Below are 20,715 nucleotides of genomic sequence, written 5' to 3'. Positions count from 1 at the left end.
GCGATGTCGGTCGAATCCATCCAGGCGGGCAACCAACTGCCCAGCATCCGCCCTGAAATAGTCAATTACGAGCGCCGCCCATCCAAGCCGAAGCAGACGGAACTGTGGACGCTGCTCATCATCGTGGCGGTGTGCTTCGTCGGCTTCCTCGTGGTGCCGATGATCCTCGTGATCATCCGCTCGTTCACCACCGCAGGCGGCGCGGCCACCCTTGAGAACTATGCGACGATCCTCTCCCGGCCCGAGTTCATGCGGTCGATCACCAACTCGCTGACCGTGGCCGCGGTCTCCGCGCTGGTGGCCGTGATCCTCGCGTTCCTGCTGAGCTACACCATCAACTGCACCAACGTGCCGGCCGGCTTCAAGAAGGCCGTGGCCCTGCTCGCGCAGCTGCCGATGTTGCTGCCGACCATCACCTACGGCTTCGCCATCATCTACTCGTTCGGCAAGAATGGTCTGATCACCCAGCTCATCGGCCACCCGCTGTTCGACATCTACGGTTTCAACGGCCTGCTGATCGGCTATGTGATCTACACACTGCCCACCTGCTTCCTGCTGATCAACAACAGCTTCCAGTTCGTGGACAAGAAGTTCATCATCGTCTCCCACATCATGGGCGACAACCCGTTCACCACCTTCCTCAACACCGTACTGAGGCCGCTGATCGGCACGATGGCCGTGGCCTTCATCCAATCGTTCTTCCTGGCGTTCACCGACTACGGCATCCCGACCTCGGTGGGCGGCGAGTACGACGTGCTGGCCATGACGCTGTTCAACCAGATGCTCGGCTCCATCCCGAACTTCAACCGTGGTGCCGTGATCGCCGTGTTCATGCTCATCCCCTCGATCATCTCGATCATCCTGATGACCGTCCTTGAGCGCTTCGCCATCCGCTACAAGCAGATCAGCCAGGTCGACCTGCCCAAGGGCAAGAAGCGCGACTGGATCTGCGGCATCCTCTCGGTGGTGACGCTGGTGTGCGTGCTCTCCGTGTTCCTGGTGATCCTGCTCATCCCGTTCGTTCAGGAATGGCCCGACCACCTCGGCTTCACCTTCAGCCACATCGCCAACCTGTTCACCGATTCCCAGCTGACCCAGGTGTTCACCAACTCGCTGTACGTGGCCGTGATGACCGCCATCTTCGGATGCGTGTTCGTCTACGCCGCAGGCCTGGTGACCTCGCGCTCCAAGCTGCCCGCCTGGGCACGCCGCTCGGTGGACGCGATCTCCGCGATCATCAACACCGTGCCTGGCATGGTGCTCGGCATCGCCTTCCTGTTCATGTTCTCCGGCTCCCCGCTGCAGAACACGTTCTGGATCCTCATCATCGCGAACATCATCCACTACTTCGCCACGCCATACCAGATGATCAAGGACTCGCTGACCAAGATGAACGCAGGCTGGGAGACCACGGCCAAGCTCATGGGCGACAGCTGGTTCAAGACGCTGGTGCGCGTGGTCACGCCGAACGCTTGGCCCACGCTGCTGCAGATCTTCGGATACTACTTCGTCAACGCGATGGTGACGATCTCCGCGGTGGTCTTCCTGACCGGCGCCCGCACGCAGGTGATCACCACCAAGATCTCCGCCCTGCAGCACATCGCCAAGTTCGATGACGTGTTCGTGCTCTCGCTGCTCATCCTCGTGGTGAACCTCGTGGTCAAGGGCCTGATCGCCCTCGCCACCCGTGACCGCTCGAAGGAACGCGCCAAGGAGGCCAAGAAGGCCCGCGCCGCCGTGAAGACCCCGCAGGTGGCCGCTGCGGCCGCCGCGGTCCGTCCGAGCAGCCAGCTGACCGCCGCTGCCGCAGCCTTCCAGCTGCCGAACGACGGCAACCGCAAGACCCGCAACATGTTCACCGGCATCGTCTCCGCAGTGGTCGTGGTGCTGCTGGTGGCCTTCGGTACCTTCTCCACTGGTGCCGCTGCGGCCGGCGGCAAGGTCGTGATCTACACGAACGCCGACGAGGAGGCGGTGACCGCCTTTGAGAACGCGCTTGACAACAACGGCTACAAGGACCAGTACATCATCCAGGAGTTCGGCACCTCCGAGCTCGGCGGCAAGATGCTGGCCGAAGGCAAGGCGCTTGAGGCCGATATGCTGACGATGAGCTCCTACTATGTGGACTCCGCGCAGGAGCGCAACCACATGTTCGCCGATCTGACCGATGTGCACACCAAGCTGCTGGGCAACACGGAGAACTCGAAGGCACCGGCCTACCGCTCCCCGACCACCGCCCAGGAAGGCGCCATCATCATCAACACCGAGGCCCTGAAGGCCGCAGGCGTCGAGGCGCCGAAGAGCTACGCCGATCTGGCCAAGCCCGAATACAAGGGACTGATTTCCGTGCCGGACATGGAAGGCTCCTCCACCGGCTGGCTGATGATCCAGGCCATCGTCGACGCCTACGGCACCGGCGACAAGGGCAAGCAGATCCTGACCGACATCTACCGCAACGCCGGCCCGCATCTTGAGCAGTCCGGCTCCGGCCCGCTCAAGGCCGTGCGCGCCAAGGAAGTGGCGATCGGCTTCGGCCTGCGACACCAAGCGGTCGCGGACAAGAAGAAGGGCCTGCCGATCGACTATGTCGACCCGACCGAAGGCAACTACTCGCTGACCGAGTCGGTGGCCGTGCTCGACAAGGGCGCGAAGACCAACCCGAAGGCGCAGAAGATGGCCGGCATCATCATCGACAAGGGCCGCAAGGAACTCCTGCAGACCTACCCGACCCCGCTCTACGAAGGCGAGAAGGCCCCTGCGAACGCCTCCAAGCGCTCCAAGTCCTTCCCGAAGCCGCTGACCGTGGATCTGCTGCAACAGCATCAGGACTTCTCGTCCGAATGCAAGCGCATCGCACAAGGCGAGGACTAAGCGAATAATCCAGCATAATCCCCGCCCACAGGCGTGTTGCCTGTAGTCGACTACAGGCAACACGCCGTTTTCATTCGACAGACTACGTAGAAGATTACAGAAACTACGCGGATGACTAGACTCACCCGCAGCATCACCAGAAAGGAATCAATCACCATGGCAAACGAATACAAGCTGCTGACCCCCGGCCCGCTGACCACCACCCGCACCGTCAAGGAGGAGATGCTCTTCGACCATTGCACCTGGGACGAGGACTACCAGCAGATCACGCAGAAGATCCGCCGCCAGCTGCTCGAGCTGGCCCACTGCAACGCCGACGACTACACTGTCGTGCTCATGCAGGGTTCCGGCACCTTCGGCGTCGAGAGCGTGCTGACCTCCGTGATCGGCAAGGACGAGAAGGTGCTGCTGTGCACCAACGGCGCCTATGGCGACCGTCAGGTCAAGATCTGCGAGCACGCCGGCATCGCCTACACGCAGTACGCCGAGCCGTACGACCGCATCCCGGACGCAGCCCGCGTGGAGGAATACCTCGCCGCCGACCCGTCCATCACCCACGTCTCGATGATCCACTCCGAGACCACCTCCGGCCTGCTCAACGACATCCAGGCGGTTGCGGCCGTGGCCAAGAAGCACGGCTGCACCTTCATGGTGGACGCCATGAGCTCCTTCGGCGGCGTGGACATCCCGGTGGCGGACTGGGGCATCGACTTCCTCGTCTCCTCCGCCAACAAGTGCATCCAGGGCGTGCCCGGCTTCAGCTTCATCATCTGCAACAAGGCCAAGCTCGAAGCCTCCAAGGGCAAGGCCCGCTCCCTCTCCCTCGACCTGTGGGACCAGTGGAACACCCTCGAGAAGGCCAACGGCAAGTGGCGCTATACCTCCCCCACCCACGTGGTGCTCGCCTTCTCCAAGGCGCTTGACGAGATGTTCGCCGAAGGCGGCATCCCGGCACGCTCCGCCCGCTATGCCCTGAATAACCACCTGCTCATCGCCCGCATGAAGGCGCTCGGCTTCCGCGTGTTCCTCGCCGACCACCAGGGCCCGATCATCACCACGTTCCTCTACCCGGAGGGCACGCAGTTCGACTTCCACGACATGTACGAGTTCATCAAGGAGCGCGGCTACGCCATCTACCCGGGCAAGCTGACCGATGAGGAGACCTTCCGTCTCGGCAACATCGGCGAGATCTACACCGACGATATCGAGAAGGTGACCGAGCTGCTGGCCCTGTACATGGGCGAGCGCGGCCTGTTGGCTGCCGCGACCGGACTGGATTCCGTACCGGCCGCCATCGCCGCGATGGACGCCGCGGGAGCCCCGATCAAGGCCGCCGCCCCCGCCAACGTGAAGCTCACCGCCTGACACAACCCGTACCACCAAGATCCCTCAATCGCATTCGTTCTACTAAGAGAAAGCAATGTTATGACTCGTTTTGAAGCCGTCATTTTCGACTGGGCCGGCACCACCGTGGACTACGGCTGTTTCGCCCCGGTGCGCGCATTCCAGGAAGCGTTCAAGGAGTTCGGCATCGAGCCGACCATGGACGAGACCCGCAAGCCGATGGGCATGCTCAAGCATGACCACATCAACACGATGCTGCACATGAACCGCATCGCCCGCGCATGGGAGGACGCCCACGGCTCCGCCCCCACCGACGCTGACGTGGACGCCGTCTACAGCCACTTCGAGCCGAAGCTGCTCTCCATCCTCGACGGCTTCGCCGACCCGAAGCCGGGCGTGATCGACGCCGTGGCCGCCTTGCGCGCGATGGGTCTCAAGATCGGCTCCACCACCGGCTACACCGACAAAATGATGGAAATCGTGGTGCCGAAGGCAGCCGAGAACGGCTATGCACCGGACTTCTGGATCAGCCCGGACGGCACGAACGGCTTCGGCCGCCCCTACCCGTACATGGTGTTCAGGAACCTTGAGAAGCTCGGCGTCACCGACGTGCGCAAGGCCGTCAAGGTGGGCGACACCCTCTCCGACATCCGCGAAGGCAAGAACGCCGGCGTGTTCACGGTGGGCGTCACCGAAGGCAGCTCCCAGATGGCGCTGTCCGAGGATGAGTTCAACGCCCTGTCCGAAGCCGACAAGGCCGCCGCCCGCTCGGCCGCCCGTGACGCGTTCGTCAACGCCGGTGCCGACGCGGTCATCGACACGATGGCCGAGCTGCCGACCCTGCTCGCCCAGATCGCGTGAATCCGGCGGATTCGCTGGCCCAATCAGACCAACCAGCACTGACCAGCCGGGACAATCGGATTGGCCCAATCCGGCGAATCATGGGCTGAAGTGGGACGAAACATAAGTTTCTGATGGCATAGCATTATGTTTCGTCCCACTTTGACACCCCAAAACGGGACGAAACATAATGTGACCTCGTCAATAACTTATGTTTCGTCCCGTTTTTTCGTTGCCACGAGGCAGCATACGTTTTGAACAGATGATGCATAGAGTCTCATAGTGTCTCATGGCATACCGCCGTACGCCTCGGCACCGCCGTACGCCTCGTCACCGCAGCGCTTCGCGGATGATTCCACAGATGGCCCTGATGCCACGCTCGATGTCCACAGCATCGGGGCGCACGAAATTGAGACGCAGGTGGGAATCATCCATCTCGTCGACGTCGAAAACCCCTCCCGGCATGAAGGTGACACCTTGCGCCCGGCACGCTGCGAGCACATCCAGCGATCGCACCCCCTCCGGCAGCGATACCCAGATGTAATAGCCGCCTTCCGGAACAATCCAGTCCATCCCATCGGACGCATACCGCCGCAATACAGCGACCGCCGTATCCCGGCGTCGTCGATACGAGACGACCAGCGCGCGGACGTGCTCGGCGATGCGACCCTCTTTGAGCAGTTCCAGACAGATGCGTTGCGAGGATGTACTCGTATGCTGGTCCACCATCCGCCGCAACGCCGCAAGTCGGCCGATCACGTGCGGGTCGGCCACAATCCACCCGGTTCTGAGCCCCGAGGTCACGGTCTTCGAGAACGTGGACAGATACATCACGTATCCCTCGTTCTCCATGCCGGCCAACGGTACCGGTCTGCGCCGCGACAGCGCCGCGTCCTCCGCGGGCTCATGCATGTCCTCCTGCACATGACTCGGTACAGGCCCGAATGCGAATCCCGATGCGTCGTCCGCCTCGGTTTCCTCCGCCGGCCCGTACCACAGTTCGCCATAGGCGTCATCCTCGACGATGAGGCATTGATACCGGCGAGCCACCTCAATGAGCTCACGACGGCGGTTGAGCGGCATGACGGTGCCGGTGGGATTCTGGAATGTAGGTACGGTATAGATGAGCTTCGGCCGGAACCGCGCGCAATACCCCTCAAGCAGATCGGTACGCATGCCATGCCCGTCCATAGGCACGCCAATGATGCGCGCATCCGCCGAACGGAATGACTGCAGGGCCGGGAAGAACGTGGACTGTTCGACCAGCACGCAGTCCCCGGGATTGACGAATGCACGTACGATCAGATCGATGCCCTGTTCGGAGCCGGAAAGCACCATCACATTGCGCGCCCGGCAATGCACGCCTCGGGAGCGCATATGGTCGGCGAGCAGTTCGCGCAATTCCGGGAAACCCTCGATGGGCGACTCCGGCTGGCCGTCGAATTCATGTGAGGCGAAGGCTTCCAGACTCACCCTGCGCAATAGATCGTCGGGAATATCGGCCGGATTCGGCGAACCGGTGGCGAAGTCTATCACCGTGTTGCTCGACTGCTGGGCGCGTTCGGCGGAGGCGATGTCGTGATAGGTGAACCGATTGGAGTAATCACTGAACAGCACCGACCACGGTGGGCGGATGACCGTAGGCTCAGCGGATTCGGGCGACGCGCCCCGCATTGTGACATCAGCCTGTCCCTGTACCGAAATGGCGATTGACCCTCGTGACGGCGCGAAGGCCGCGAGGGAGGAGGACGAAGAGGACGATGATGCCGGTATGGATGAGATTGTCGTAAGGTTTGCCCGCACCTGCGCCTGCCGAGAGGATGCGGATTCTCCGGCCACCGCCGGCCCCGATGGATCATTGGGCAGCACGAACGTGCCTTTGCCGACCTTGGATGCGATGAGCCCCTCATCCTTGAGCTGCTGATACGCCTGTAAGACAGTAGTGCGGTTGACTTCGAGCCGCACCGCGAGTTCGCGCTCAGGCGGGAGACGGTAGCCTTCGGCGAGCGCCCCGGAGACGATCTGCTCACGCAGTTCACCTGCCAGCTGCCGATACAACGGCACATTGCTGCGTCGATTGAGCTCAAGCCGCATGGCCCGCCACCTTCCTGCATGAGATACACGCCGCACGTGCCTATACACGCATATCGTTCATGCGCACCGGCGAATAATTATACATTTTGCGGGGTTGCAGCCCGCCGCGCATCCATACGTACGCCCACCGTGTAGGGATTTCCCCACCGTGTAGGGAGCCGTTTTTCAGGAATGGCGGTTTTCCGCCGTTTTTCATCCCTACACCGTGGGAGTTTCCCTGCACGGTGGGAGTTTCCCTACATCATGGAGCAGTCCCTACACCGTGGAGCCGTTATGGGGACTCATAACTCATGGGCAGTCGTAGATCGCAAGGCGCGATGGACCGCATGAAGGTCTCAAGCGCCCATTACAGCGACAGGACGCCCATTACAGCGACAGGAACAGCTCGTGCAACCGTGTGTCATCCGTGAGTTCGGGATGGAACGCGGTGGCGAGGATGTTGCCCTGCCGCAGCGCGACCGGATGCCCGTCGATCTCCGTCTCCACCGTGGCCTCCGGCCCCGCCGACACTACGTACGGCCCGCGGATGAACACCAGCGGGAAGTCCGTGATAAAGTCCGGCGCATCCGGCTTACCGAAATCCGCGGTGGCGGCGAAGCTGCCCAACTGGCGACCATAGGCGTTGCGGCGCACCACGGCGTCGAGCGCGCCGAAGTATACGTTCGGGTCGTTGTCGAGCTTGCGCGCCAATAGGATCATGCCGGCGCAGGTGCCGAACACCGGCTTGCCGGCCTTGATGTGCGCGTCGATCTTCTCGAACAGCCCGGTGGAGCGCAACAGCTTGCCCTGCGTGGTGGATTCACCGCCCGGCAGAATCACTCGGTCGATGGATTCATCGAAATCCTCGGCGGCGCGCAGCAGCTTCCACGGGGCCCCAAGCTTGTCCAGCACGGCCGCATGCTCGGCGAAGGCGCCCTGCACGGCGAGGATGCCGGTCACGCCGTGCTTGGCGGATTCGGCACCGTCCGATTCCTCTTTGGAAATGTATTCAACAGCTACAACCATGGTTACCTCTTTTGCGATGTCTCGTCTCCCCTCAGTCAGCAGAGCTGACAGCTCCTCTCGGCGAGGGGGCCGGAAATGGGATTGTTCGCATGTTCTGCCGCATCGGCTTCAGCGGCCTCACCGACCAAGGGAGACCGGCCTGAGCGAAGAGGCGCGCCGACCGGATAATCGGCGGCCTCACCGACCAAGTTCCGCCAGGGGAAGCACAAGAATCGTTACTCGCCGCGTGCGGCCATGATGGTCTGGATCTCGTCCTCGTTAATGCCGACCATCGCCTCGCCGAGGTTCTCGGACAGCTTGGCGAGCAGATCGGCGTCCTGCCAATTGGCTGTGGCCTTGACAATGGCGGCAGCGCGCTTGGCCGGATCGCCGGACTTGAAGATGCCGGAGCCCACGAACACGCCTTCGGCGCCAAGTTCCATCATGAGTGCCGCATCGGCCGGGGTGGCCACGCCGCCGGCGGCGAAGTTCACGACCGGCAGACGGCCGTTGTCGTGCACGTACTTGGCGAGGTCGTACGGCACCGCCAACTGCTTGGCGGCCTCATAGACCTCGTCATCGCGCAGGGAGACGAGCTCGTGGATCTGCTTGTTCATCGTGCGCATGTGGCGCACGGCCTGGATCACGTCGCCAGTGCCGGGCTCGCCCTTGGTGCGGATCATGGCCGCACCCTCCGCAATGCGGCGCAGCGCCTCGCCAAGGTTCTTCGCACCGCACACGAACGGCACATCGAACTGGTTCTTGTCGATGTGGTACACGTCGTCCGCCGGGGACAGCACTTCGGATTCGTCGATGTAGTCGATGTCGATGGCCTGCAGGATGCGGGCCTCGGCGATATGGCCGATGCGCACCTTGGCCATGACCGGAATCGAGACAGCTTCCTGAATACCCTTGATCATGGCAGGGTCGCTCATGCGGGAGACGCCGCCGGCCGCACGGATGTCCGCCGGGATACGCTCCAAAGCCATGACCGCGCAGGCGCCGGCGTTCTGGGCGATCTTGGCCTGTTCGGGCGTGGTGACGTCCATGATCACGCCGCCCTTGAGCATCTGGGCGAGGTTTCGATTGAGTTCTGCACGGTTCTGTGCCATTGGTATCCCCTTATGTGCGGTATCGAATGATGTCGTCCCGCCCATTATCAGGTACCTCAGCACATCGCCAGCCAAACCAGTCCAATTTGGATGGGGCCAATTGGCAAGTTCTTGACCCGTCCAATTCGTGACGCAGGCCCGCGCAGAGTCAGTCAGTTGGCGTCAGTCAGTTGGCGTATTGGCCGACCTCGGAAGCCAAGGTCCAACCATCCGACGAGGCGTAATGGTCCGTCACTTCGGATGGCCTCTTGAGCTGGTACTTGTCCGACGTGGTCGTTCCATCGTCATCCCATGTGGGGTCGATCAGCAGCCACTGCCCGTCGACCTTCACATAGTTCCACGCATGCCCGGCCTTCGTCCCCGCCACATTGCCGGACACTACACGAGAGTCCAATCCGGCTTCCTTGGCGAGAATCTGATAGCTGTATGCGTAGGACAGGCATACGCCCTTGCCGCTCACCATGCCATAGGAGCTCCACGCATCCGGGAAGTTGTTGAGGGCGTCGTTGCTCTCGTACGCATTGGCGATACCATCCTTGCCCAAGGCGTTGGACGCATCGTAGTCGTATTCCATCTTGCCGGTCAGGAACCGGTCGATGGCGACGGCCTTGTCCCGATCGGAGCCTTGGAATTGGCCCACCGCGGCTTTGGCAGTGTCTTCCACCGCCTTCTGGCGTTGCTGGTAGCCGTCGGGATACTTGACCCACATCACTGTCTTGTCGCCGTTTTTGCGCACGGTGTAGTTCACACCGTTGGACACGATGCTGATATACGGGTTCTGGTACATGACCTCGGTCATCACATCCGAGGTGCTGGTCTGATAAGCGTCGCTGGCGTACTTGCTGATGTCGATCACCTCATGCCCGTTCAGCAGATTGTTGGCCAGATACTTGCCGAAGTCGGTGGATGCGTAGTTGAAGAGCGGCGACTCCTTGGTATCGGAATCAATCTTCTTGTTGTCATACCCCGACCAATCCACCTTGCCCACCGAATAGATGCGGTCAAGCATGCCGCCCGCCTTGGGCAGGGCATCCGTGGCTGCCTTGGTGACCTGAGCGAACACCGGGTTGAGATCGCCTTCATAGTAGAGGCGACCGGTGTCCTTCAACTTGGTGCCAGGTGCGCTGTAGATGAAAGTCCACCCGTTCTTGCCATCGCTTTTCAGATCGCTGAATGTGCTCGGCACCGTCACCGTGGCGCCATTAGCCATCTCCACGAAGGTGTAGATATACGTTTGCATATCCTCTTCGACGGTGTTCTCCTCGCCGAATACACCCCTCATGTTCTGGCCCCACTGGTCAATCTTGGCCTGCTCCGCCTGACCGATGGGGATGGACGGCACCAGGTCGTTGGCGTCGATCGCATGCCAGAGGCCCTCATTGCCGGCCTCATCCACTGCGGTGACCACGAAGTACAGTCTTCCTGCGGAATCGGCATCCCACGATCCGCCGGCATCCTGCAGGATCTGGGCGCAGTTCTCGGACATCGACCGCTGGCAGTGGTCGATGGAGTCCTGATGCTCCACGGCGAGGGAGCGGAACGCGATGTTCTGTTGCTGCACACTGGTGCCAAGCGTCTCGTCCGAGTATGACTTCGGTTTGTCATAATCCGCGGAGAGCAGCTGGGTCTTGTCGGTGGATCCAAGCTTGTCGATGGCATGGGACTCCGGCATGTAGTTTTCGTCGCCCTCTTTGCCGATCTGCTTGTGGGTCGTGTAGATATACACGTTATAGGTTTTCGCTCCGTCCACCTTGTCCCAGGAGATGTCGACGCCGCCGTCCTTGTTCACCACCGGAGTGACGTTGTTGACCTGCGGCAGACGGGTGATGCCGGTATGCTCCTTGACACGGAAGAACTGCACGATGGGTTTCGCCAGCTTCTTACCATCCGGGGCCACGTACTGCACGTAATAGTATCCGTTGGAGGGCAGGAAGCCGTACTCCTTGCCGATGGAGTCCCCGTGCTGCATGTTCTCCGGTAGATTCATGGCACCGCTCAGTATGAGGGTGCCGGCACCTTCCTTCTCGTCGAACGGGCTGGATGCGATGGTCGACGTGGGAACGGGAACCGCGAATGAGGAATCCTGATAGACGCGCGCACAATCGTCAAGCTGCAGGTCCACGCCGTCAAGCTGGGACTGCCCCATCTTGACGGTGTCGCGGATCTTGACCGGATCCTTCATGATTGTCTTGAATTCGTAATATGTATCGACGGCGATGGGGTCCTTGAATTCATACTTGCCGTTCGGCATGCCCGCATAGGCCTGTTCCTTGGTGGGCATAGTGGAATCAGCCATGATGCCGTCGATGGCGCCATCGGCCTTGAGCATGTAGTATCCCGCCACCGAGGCGATGCCGAATACCAAGGCGAGCGCAACGACGATCGCGATGAGGATGACCCACCACTTCGGCTTGCGCCTCTTGCCTTTGACCTTGGCGTTCTTCGCCGCCTTGCCCCGATGCGCACCGCCGCGAGTGCTCTCCTGTGGAGCAGTTGGGTACTGCGGCTGGCCTGAATACGATTGCGGGCCAGGCTGCTGCGGCTGCGGAGCGGACTGCTTCGGTTGCGGGCCAGGCTGCTGCGGCTGCGGAGCAGTGTACTGGTTCTGTGCCGCCGCCCATCCCTGCTGCTGAGGCGCAGCCTGGTACTGCGGCACCTGGTACTGCGGTGCCGGATACTGCGGCTGGCGCTGGGGAGCCTGATACTGATATGACTGGTTCGCGGAGGTTTGAGGCGATGGCTGCGTACTCGGCTGGGGCCGACCTTGCCGGTACGGAGGCTGATACTGAGGATATTGCCCTTGCCCATACGGTTGCTGTCCAAGCTGAGCACCATTCGATTGCGGGTACTGAGATTGTGGATATTGAGGCTGCGGGTAGGCGCCATGCGATTGGTCGAACTGGCGTCCCTGGCCCGACTGCGGCCATTGCGGCACGGCATTGCCACCCTGCTGGCCGCTCCCCTTGAACTGCTCAGTACTGTTGAACTGCTCATCGCCGTTCAGCTGATTGCCACCATTCATTTGCGGTTCCACTTCGATCCGCCTCCCCCTACATCCTGAATGTCGCTTCAGGAAACACCTTTGTCAGTGTCGTGTTCAGTGTGATATCCCTTACACTATGCACGAGCTTAACACTCACTGTCCGGCGACAAAAGACTCTGGCCGACGAAAAGAAGTCTCCCGGCCGGAACCCTAGCCGATGGTATTGCCGTAGACCTGCGCCTGAAGGTCCTTTCGGGCGGTCTCCATGCGGGTGATCTGACCGAGCAGCGCGATCTTCTCCTCGCCGTCAGGCAGTTGGGCCATGCGACGTCTGGCCAGACCTATCTGGCGCATGAAGCCCATATCCAGTAATCTGGTCAGTAATTCCGAGGCATAGCGCTGTTCCTCCTTGGTGGGCGGGCGCAATTGCACCTCTGCTGCGGGGATCCCCTGAGTGGCCGGTTGCGGCGGCTGCGCACCCTTGCCGGTGTCGTCTCCCGGCAAGGGCAGCGGCATGACCGCCAGCTCGTTGATGACCTGATCGAGCATCGGACCTCCGGCCTTGGTGAGGTTGTGCATCCACAAGCCCTGAGGCGTATCCGTATTCGGCAATCCTCCCGCCGCCGAAATCGCCTGAAACAGTGTGCGGAACACTGGACTCATGAAATGGTCGATGGTGAGCTGCCCGAACATCGTGCGATCGATGGCGCGTGGCACTTGAATCAGCGTGGCCATGAACTGCTGTTCAGCGATGAATACGGCATCATCGATCTTGAAATATGCCTGCTCCTTGGCGTCCCTCCGCTCCAGCGCCTTGCGCGCAGCCGGATTCGCATACGGATTGGCTCCGGCTTCCAATCGAGGCTCCTCGCTCTGGAAACGCCGCTTCGGCGCGTAGGCGTCGTCATCGCGCACCTGCATACGGCGACGGGCGTCCATCACCTCACGCCGCATCACCTCAAGCTCCACGCCAATCCGTCCGGCGGCCTTGCGCGCATAGGCATCCCAAAGGGACCGGTCGCGAATCTGTGCCACCAATGGGGCGACCGCCTTCATCGCCCCCACCTGACCGGGCGTATAGGTCAGGTCAAAACGGGCGATGGCCGTATCGATGACGAAGTCATACAACGGTTTGGCATTGGCGATCAACGACCGCACCGCCTCGTTGCCGCGCTGGATTCGCAGGTCGCATGGGTCGAGGTTATCATCAGCCACAGCTACGAACGTCTGCGAGAGGAACGCGGAATCCAGACCGAACGCATGCAGTGCGGCCTTCTGACCGGCGGCATCGCCGTCGAAGGTGAACACGATGCGCGAGCTCAACGGCTGATCCTTGACCTTCAACGGCCCGACCAGCTGAACGGCTCCCAGAGAATCGTCGGCGATAAGCCGGCGGACGATTTTGGCATGCTCGGCACCGAACGCGGTACCGCAGGTGGCCACGGCCGTATCGATGCCGGCCAAGTGCATAGCCATCACATCCGTATATCCCTCGACGATAACCACCTGACGCTTTTTGACAATCGACGATTTCGCCAGGTCAATGCCATACAGCACCTGCGTTTTACGGTAAAGCTGGGTATCCGGGGTATTGATGTATTTGGCGGCAATCTGATCGTCCTCATACAGTTTGCGTGCGCCGAAACCGAGTGTGCGGCCGGTCGAATCGCGGATGGGCCAAGTCACACGGCCACGGAAGTAGTCGTAGATGCCCCGCTGGCCCTGCCTCGCCAGACCGGCATCAAGGATCTCCTTCTGAGTGAAGCCTTTGGACGCCAGGTGGCGTACCAGATTATCCCAGCCCTGCGGAGCATACCCGCAGCCGAAACGTTCGCAGTCGGCTTGGGAGAAGTTGCGACCGCCGAGCAGCTTGCGAGCAGCCAGAGCCTCCTGAGTGAGGATCTGGGAGACGAAGAACCGCTGCGCCTCCTCGCACGCCTCCAATAGCCGCGTGCGCTTGGAGCCGGTGCCGTCCGGCCGTCCCGAACCGTTGCCGCTGTTCTCGTAGTGAAGCTCGATGTGGTATTTGTCCGCGAGCAGTTCCACGGCCTCGCGGAAGTCGATGTTCTCGGCCTGCTCCACGTATTTGAATACGTCTCCGCCAAGACCGCAGCCGAAGCAGTGCCACACACCGAGCGAGGGGCGTACGTTGAAACTGCCGGTTTTCTCGTCGTGGAAAGGACACAGTCCCACGAACGTGCCGGTGCCGGAAGGCTTAAGCGTCACGGTCGCGGATACGATGTCATACAGATCCGCGGCGGCGCGCACCTTCTCAACGTCTTCTTTCTTAATCATCCCGACCATAAGAACCAAGAGTACCGCCTGATTCAGGACAGGGTAAATTTTTACCGAAAGCGACGTTAGAAAGCCGTTTTCACCGCAGGATGGCATTGTCTAGTGATCCGTCTCACTAATAATTGAGCACTGCATCTCCTGTCTCTCCCCCAGTCAGCTTCGCTGACAGCCCCTCGTCAGAAGGGGCCAACATCACTCAGACAATTACGAGATAGACCACTACCACCGCACAACGGATGGTCACCAATCCCAAATCAGCACAGGATGGAATGCAGCGCCAGGGCGGAGTTGTCGGTCAGGGAGGCCACCTGGTCCACGGCCACGCGCAGACGCTCGTCGTCGTTGGTGGACTCGTTCCAGTCGGCGAGGAACTGGCTTTCCAGCGCGTCCGAGGGGGCCGGCGAATCGGCCATGAGCACGTCGATCAGATCCTCCACGATGGTCTGCTCCTCCTGATGGAACGGCTCGCGTTCGCGTGGCGCCATGACGAAATACACGGCGATGCCCTTGAGCGCCACAATCTCGTAGTCCGTCTCTTCGGGAATGACGATGTTCGCGGAATACCGGGTCAGCGGCCCCGGCCCGTACGTGTCCCTGGTGGCCATCTCCACCGACCAGCAGAACCGGCCGATCAGATCGGAGGTGATGTTCTTCAACTGGGCCAACGCCTGCCGCGACCCATTGAAATGGGCAGGGAACACATGCTCGCGCCGGAATCGGGTGAACGCGGCGAGCAGCTTGTCCGCATCCCATTTCGCCCCGTACCATGCGCGGGTCTGTTCGATGATGTGGTCGAGGATCTGCGGGTCGGCGAGCACGATCGGGTCGAACGCACCAGTGGCTATCGAATCCTCGACGTCATGAACCGAATAGGCGATGTCATCCGACAGGTCCATGATCTGGCATTCCATCGGCTTGGCGTCTTTGGGCGCATTGACCTTGAGCCAGCGGAATACCGGTTCATCATCCGGATAGACGCAGAACTTCTTCGACCGCTCCCCCTTGGGATGCAGATCGGCTTCGGCAAGCGTCCACGGGTATTTGACGGCGGCGTCGAGTGCCGCGCGCGTGAGGTTCACGCCGGCCGAACGGCCGTCCGGGTGGAATATCTTGGGTTCCAGACGGGTCAGGATGCGCATGGTCTGGGCGTTGCCCTCGAACCCACCGATGTTACGGGCGATTTCGGCGAGCGCCCGTTCGCCGTTATGCCCGAACGGTGGGTGTCCGAGGTCATGGGCGAGACAGGCGCAGTCCACCACATCCGGATCGCAGCCGAGCATCGCGCCGATCTGCCGGCCAATCTGGGCGACCTCCAATGTATGGGTGAGCCTCGTGCGGGCGAAGTCGTCGGTGCCTGCCACCAGAATCTGGCTTTTCGCGCCGAGCCTGCGCAGGGCCGAGGAATGAATCAGCCGGGCGCGATCGCGCTCGAAGGCGGTTCGATACTTCGATTTGGGCGGCTCGGGGGCCCAACGCTCCTCGTCAAAGGCGCTGTATCCCTCGTTGCTCAGTACCGGTTCCCCATCCCGCGTTGTTTCCATGGCTCAAGCATAGGACGAGACACCGCCCGGCTGGCACCTTACAGCAGCGACGCCGGGTCTAGCATGGCCAAATCCTCAGGCGGCAACACTTCGGCGGCGTGCTCGTACAGGCGTGGGATGCGGTTCCTCAGACAGGTGAAAATCTCGTAGCTGATGGTGTCGGCGGCGCGGGCCCAATCGTCGGCGGTCGGCTCGGCGTACTCCTCGCCGCGGCCGGGGCCGAACAGCTCCACCGTATCGCCCTCGTGCACGCCGAGCTCGGCGGCCGAACCATGGAGATCCACGATGAACTGGTCCATGCACACGCGGCCGCACACGCGATACAGCCGCGGGCCGGCAGCGGTCATGATGCGCACCGGACCGCCGTCCTTCTCGATGTGCTTGGCACCCTGCATGTCGAAGCCGGAGGCCGAACGATGGATGCCGTCCGCGTACCCGAGCGGCACGATGGCGGTGGAGGTGTTGTCCGGGGTCAAATAGGTGCGGCCATAGGAGATGCCGTGGCCCGCCTCCACGTCCTTGACCGTGCCGAGCTGGGCCTGCAGACGCATGGCCGGGGTCAGATGCCAGTCGCGCGGCGTGCCCATGGCCGGGTCGGGCTCATAGCCATAGAGCCCGATGCCCGGACGGGTCAGCTCGAAGTGGATCTCCGGACGGTCCAGGGTTGCGGCGGTGTTCGCCAGATGGCGGATCTGCGGCGGAATGCCAGCCTTCTCCATGCGGCGCGTGAAGTCCTTGAATGTCTCGATCTGGCGGTCGGTGGAGGCCACGAACTCGGGCACATCCGGCGAATCGGCCACGGCCAGGTGGCTCCACTGGCCAATAACCTGAATCACGCCCTCGTGCGCGAGCGGCACCAGTTTGGCGAGCGCCGCGTCGAAGCCTGCGGGCGTGAAGCCGTTGCGTCCGAATCCGGAATCGACCTTGACGTGCACCCGGGCCGGCTTGCCGAGTTTGCGCGCGGCGGCGGCCACGGCATCGATGCCAGGCAGCGAGCCGACGGACACGTCGATGTCCGCGGCGATCAGCTCGTCGAACGGCACTTCGGTGCCGTTGTAGACCCACGTCAGAATATGGCAGCGGTCGGGCCCGATGCCGAGTTTGCGCAGCAGCAGCGCCTCATGCGACTGAGCGGTGCCCAGCCAGGTCGCCCCACCGGCGAGCGCGGCCAGAGCCGCCGGCAGCAGACCGTGGCCATAGGCGTCCGCCTTGACCACGCCCATCACCGCGGTACCGGAATCCGGGCCGCCGACCACGGAGACCAGATGCGCCATGTTGTCCCGCAAGGCCTTGAGGTCCACGATGGCCTGTGCAGGGTATTGGCGACGGGCGGCCGCATAATTGGCCTTACCCTGCTCGCCGGAGAAATCTATTTCGGGTGCTGCGTTCATGCTCATGAGACCCTATTGTTGCGCGACAATGTGACGTGCGCACATCCGGAACCCCCGATAAGCCATATTGAACGAAAAGTAACCCAAAAGTTACACATAGGCGGCTCTTATCACGGAACCATGCCGCCATTGTCCCCGCATACGGCGTACACTATGCGAATTATACGGAGCTCCGCATGGTTATTCGATGCGAACCGTTGTCTGATTCCCGGCGTTGAGGCGTGCCGGGATCCCGGAAATCCGTCCGGTCTAGCCCCATACACCAAGTTCATGAGAGAAGAACATGGATCTTTTCCGCAAGAAAAGCGTGGATCAGCTGGTATCTGAATCCACTCCGCTGAAGCGTACGATGCACACCTTTGATCTGACGATGCTCGGCATCGGCGCGATCATCGGCACCGGTATCTTCGTGCTTACCGGCAAGGGTGCGCTGACCGCCGGACCGGCACTGTCCGTCTCCTTCCTGCTGGCCGCCATCTGCTGCGGTTTCGCAGGCCTGTGCTATGCCGAATTCGCTTCCATGGCACCGGTTTCCGGTTCCGCCTACTCCTACGCCTATCTGGCGTTCGGCGAACTCATCGCCTTCATCATCGGCTGGGATCTGATTCTGGAGTACGCCCTGCAGGCGGCCACTGTGTCCGCCGGATGGTCAGGCTACTTCAACAAGCTGCTTGAAGGGTTCGGCCTGCATCTGCCGGTCGAACTGACCGCCGCCTACGGCACCACGCCGGGCGTGACCACGTACTTCAACCTTCCCGGTTTCGTGATCGTGCTGCTCATCACGTGGGTGCTGTCCATTGGCATCAACCAGACCAAGCGCACCAACGACATCATGGTGATGATCAAGCTCATCATCATCGTGCTGTTCATCATCTGCACCGTATGGTTCGTGAACCCGGCCAACTGGCATCCGTTCTCCCCGTACGGCATCTACACCTTCCAGCCCGGCTCCACCCAGCCCTATGGCATCGTGCCGGCCGCATCCATCGTGTTCTTCAGCTTCATCGGCTTCGACGCCGTCTCCTCCTCCGCCGAGGAGACCGTCAACCCGAACAAGACGCTGCCTCGCGGCATCCTGCTGTCGCTGGCCATCTCCACCGTGCTGTACATCGTGATGACGCTCATCATGACCGGCGTGGTGCCCTACAAGCAGTTCGCCGAGTTCATCGACGCCCCGGTCGCCGGTGTGATTCTGGCCACCGGCCTGAACTGGCTCGCCGTGATCGTGAACCTCGGTGCCCTGATCGGCATGACCACGGTGATGCTCGTCCAGCTGTACGGCCAGTCCCGCATCTGCTATGCGATGAGCCGCGACGGCCTGTTCCCGGAGTTCTTCGGCCATGTGCATGAGAAGTACCGTACACCGTTCAAGGGCACGTGGTTCTTCGGCATCCTGACCGCGATCGCCGGCGGCTTCATCAACATCAACGTGCTGTTCGAGCTGGTGAACATCGGCACCCTGACCGCGTTCATCATCGTCTCCGCCGGCATCCTGTGGATGCGCAAGACGCAGCCGGACGCGCACCGCGGCTTCAAGGCCCCGCTCGTGCCGTTCACGCCGATCATCTCCATCGTGTTCTGCTTCGTGCTCATCGCAGGCCTCAACTGGGAGACCTGGGTGCGATTCGCGGTGTGGTTCGGCCTCGGTCTGATCGTCTACTTCGCCTACAGCCGCAAGCGCTCCAAGCTCGTCGGCGAGACGGCTGCCGCTGAGGCTGCTGAGGCTAAGGACTGAGTCCCCGCCACGGACCAAAGTCAAGAACTGAAACGATTGCCGGCCGATGCTGAACCCCTCGGCCGGCAATCGTTTATATGGAAAGGCGTACGCTGAGTGATGCCCAGCGTACGCCTTTCCATATAATCGCCATGCGCAAGTCCAGACACCGATAATTCACCACTCGTGGCGCTGGTAGGCGATCCTCGTGGTGTCAGTCGGCCGGTCGACGAGCTGAATCAGGCCACAGCGGGCGAAACCGGAGCTTTCCAGCACATGCTGCATGGCCTTATTGTTGGGATGGGTGTCGGCGCGCACATTGCCATAATGCTTCAAGGCCCACTTGATGCAGTCGCGGGCCGCATGACGCACCAACCCGGATGAGGCGATGCGGTGGATGGTCACATAGGTGTCATTGTCGAGCCATGCGCCATCAATCGACGCATACGTGGGATCCTTGCCCGGGCACAACGCGAACTGCGCCAGGATACGCTCGTGTCCGCCGATCGTATCCACCAGCAGCATCGTACGCTGGTTGGCGATATCATCGATGATCACGGATTCCCGGGGAAACTGCGTGCCCCACTGCGTCGGATTGCCGTTGGCAGCCATCAGCGCGCGAGCGCGAGCGTAGATCGTCTGCATCTGCGGCAGATCACGCATGGTGGCATGGCGGAAACGCCGGCCTGTCGCTGCAGTGGCAGCACTCGACTGCGTCACCTTTCACCTCTCTCACTCGTTGTGTCCGACTTCTCTCAATAATCAAGCCGTCAACGTCCAGTCCGTCGCCCAGCTTCGCCAGCTGACCTCAGCAGTCAGCCTCAATAACCAAAGCCAAACGGCAAACTCACGGATAACTGACGGTAAACCTACCATGCCTCGAGCATAAAAATCCCGCCCGCGTTGCGATGCGGACGGGATAGGACGGAATCTGACGTATCCTGCTCGTCAACCGGCAAGCAGGAATCGGAAACTCGAAACCGACGACCGGCAACCAGTCGGTCAGACGACCTTGCGCTCGAACGGGTCGGAGCTGATGCCCTCCTCGAGGATCTGCTTGGCCCATTCCTTGGCGGTGAACAGGCTGTGGTCGCGGTAATTGCCGCAGCTCTTCTCAGTGGTGGCTGGCACGTCATCCCACGTGGCCTTGTAGGCGATGAACTCCAGCGACTCCTTGAGCGCCTTCGCCACTTCCTCGGTGGGATGCTCGCCCCAAGTCAGCAGGTGGAAGCCGGTGCGGCATCCGAACGGCGAGCAGTCGATATAGCCCGGGATACGCTCGCGCAGCAGCACGGCGATCGTGTGCTCGATGGTGTGCAGGCCACCGGTGGGGATGGCCTGCTTGTTCGGCTGGGTCAGGCGCAGATCGTAGTTGGAAATCACATCACCGTGCGGGCCCTTCTCGGTGTCGATGTAGCGCACGTATGGCGCCTTGACCTTGGTGTGGTCGAGCTGGAAGCTTTCCACGACCGGCTTTTCGGACTGCTCTTCTGCCATTTCGTTGTCCTTTCCACTGTCAGCATTCGCGGTACCGCCAGCAATCGTA

Annotated in this window: 13 protein-coding genes; 4 read left to right on the top strand and 9 right to left on the bottom strand. The window is 61.6% G+C overall.

The annotated features are described in order from the left end of the window. The first annotated feature begins 3 nt into the window (after positions 1-3). The 3 genes from BW09_RS08420 to phnX all read left to right on the top strand — a co-directional run bounded on the left by BW09_RS08420 (position 4) and on the right by phnX (position 5,076). A complete protein-coding gene (locus BW09_RS08420; RefSeq protein ID WP_140463307.1) occupies positions 4-2,871 on the top strand; it encodes an ABC transporter permease subunit in 2,868 nt (955 codons plus the stop codon). Between the two features lie 156 nt (positions 2,872-3,027). Continuing rightward, positions 3,028-4,236 carry a 2-aminoethylphosphonate--pyruvate transaminase gene (gene phnW, locus BW09_RS08415; RefSeq protein WP_140463305.1) on the top strand — a complete coding sequence of 403 codons (1,209 nt, stop codon included), beginning with the start codon at positions 3,028-3,030 and terminating at the stop codon, positions 4,234-4,236. A gap of 60 nt (positions 4,237-4,296) precedes the next feature. Beyond that, a complete protein-coding gene (phnX, locus tag BW09_RS08410) occupies positions 4,297-5,076 on the top strand; it encodes a phosphonoacetaldehyde hydrolase (protein ID WP_044089980.1) in 780 nt (259 codons plus the stop codon). Between the two features lie 309 nt (positions 5,077-5,385). Here phnX and BW09_RS08405 read toward each other — a convergent pair whose 3' ends face one another. From BW09_RS08405 to alr, 7 genes are all read right to left on the bottom strand, one after another. Beyond that, on the bottom strand, positions 5,386-7,149 hold the full coding sequence (locus tag BW09_RS08405) for a PLP-dependent aminotransferase family protein (RefSeq protein ID WP_140464864.1): 1,764 nt from the start codon (positions 7,147-7,149) through the stop codon (positions 5,386-5,388). Between the two features lie 366 nt (positions 7,150-7,515). Further along, positions 7,516-8,154, bottom strand: coding sequence for a pyridoxal 5'-phosphate synthase glutaminase subunit PdxT (pdxT, locus tag BW09_RS08400; RefSeq protein WP_044089983.1), 639 nt, complete (start codon positions 8,152-8,154; stop codon positions 7,516-7,518). Between the two features lie 215 nt (positions 8,155-8,369). Then, positions 8,370-9,245: a pyridoxal 5'-phosphate synthase lyase subunit PdxS gene (gene pdxS / locus BW09_RS08395; RefSeq protein WP_044089984.1), complete on the bottom strand. Its 876-nt coding sequence runs from the start codon at positions 9,243-9,245 to the stop codon at positions 8,370-8,372. 166 nt (positions 9,246-9,411) lie between these two features. Beyond that, the gene (locus BW09_RS08390) at positions 9,412-12,267 is read right to left on the bottom strand and encodes a transglutaminase domain-containing protein (RefSeq protein ID WP_140463301.1); all 2,856 of its coding nucleotides are present in this window, start codon (positions 12,265-12,267) and stop codon (positions 9,412-9,414) included. Between the two features lie 171 nt (positions 12,268-12,438). Further along, a complete protein-coding gene (gene dnaG, locus BW09_RS08385; RefSeq protein ID WP_044089986.1) occupies positions 12,439-14,532 on the bottom strand; it encodes a DNA primase in 2,094 nt (697 codons plus the stop codon). A gap of 245 nt (positions 14,533-14,777) precedes the next feature. Further along, entirely contained in the window at positions 14,778-16,064 is a 1,287-nt protein-coding gene (locus BW09_RS08380) for a deoxyguanosinetriphosphate triphosphohydrolase (RefSeq protein ID WP_044089988.1), read from the bottom strand. A gap of 38 nt (positions 16,065-16,102) precedes the next feature. Further along, positions 16,103-17,461, bottom strand: a complete 1,359-nt coding sequence (gene alr, locus BW09_RS08375; RefSeq protein ID WP_044089990.1) for an alanine racemase — start codon at positions 17,459-17,461, stop codon at positions 16,103-16,105. A 277-nt stretch (positions 17,462-17,738) separates the two neighbouring features. Between alr and BW09_RS08370 the strand changes: the two genes are divergently transcribed. Next, on the top strand, positions 17,739-19,190 hold the full coding sequence (locus BW09_RS08370) for an APC family permease (RefSeq protein WP_044089991.1): 1,452 nt from the start codon (positions 17,739-17,741) through the stop codon (positions 19,188-19,190). Positions 19,191-19,346: 156 nt separating this feature from the next. Here BW09_RS08370 and BW09_RS08365 read toward each other — a convergent pair whose 3' ends face one another. Then, positions 19,347-19,889, bottom strand: coding sequence for an N-acetyltransferase (locus BW09_RS08365; protein ID WP_140463299.1), 543 nt, complete (start codon positions 19,887-19,889; stop codon positions 19,347-19,349). Between the two features lie 282 nt (positions 19,890-20,171). Next, on the bottom strand, positions 20,172-20,666 hold the full coding sequence (locus BW09_RS08360; protein ID WP_044089992.1) for an S-ribosylhomocysteine lyase: 495 nt from the start codon (positions 20,664-20,666) through the stop codon (positions 20,172-20,174). Positions 20,667-20,715 lie beyond the last annotated feature (49 nt).

This window comes from Bifidobacterium sp. UTCIF-1 (genome assembly GCF_006408915.1).
Classification (GTDB): Bacteria; Actinomycetota; Actinomycetes; order Actinomycetales; family Bifidobacteriaceae; genus Bifidobacterium; species Bifidobacterium reuteri.
The sequence above is the reverse complement of the archived record's forward strand: the minus strand, read 5'-3'. Positions and strand labels throughout refer to the sequence as shown.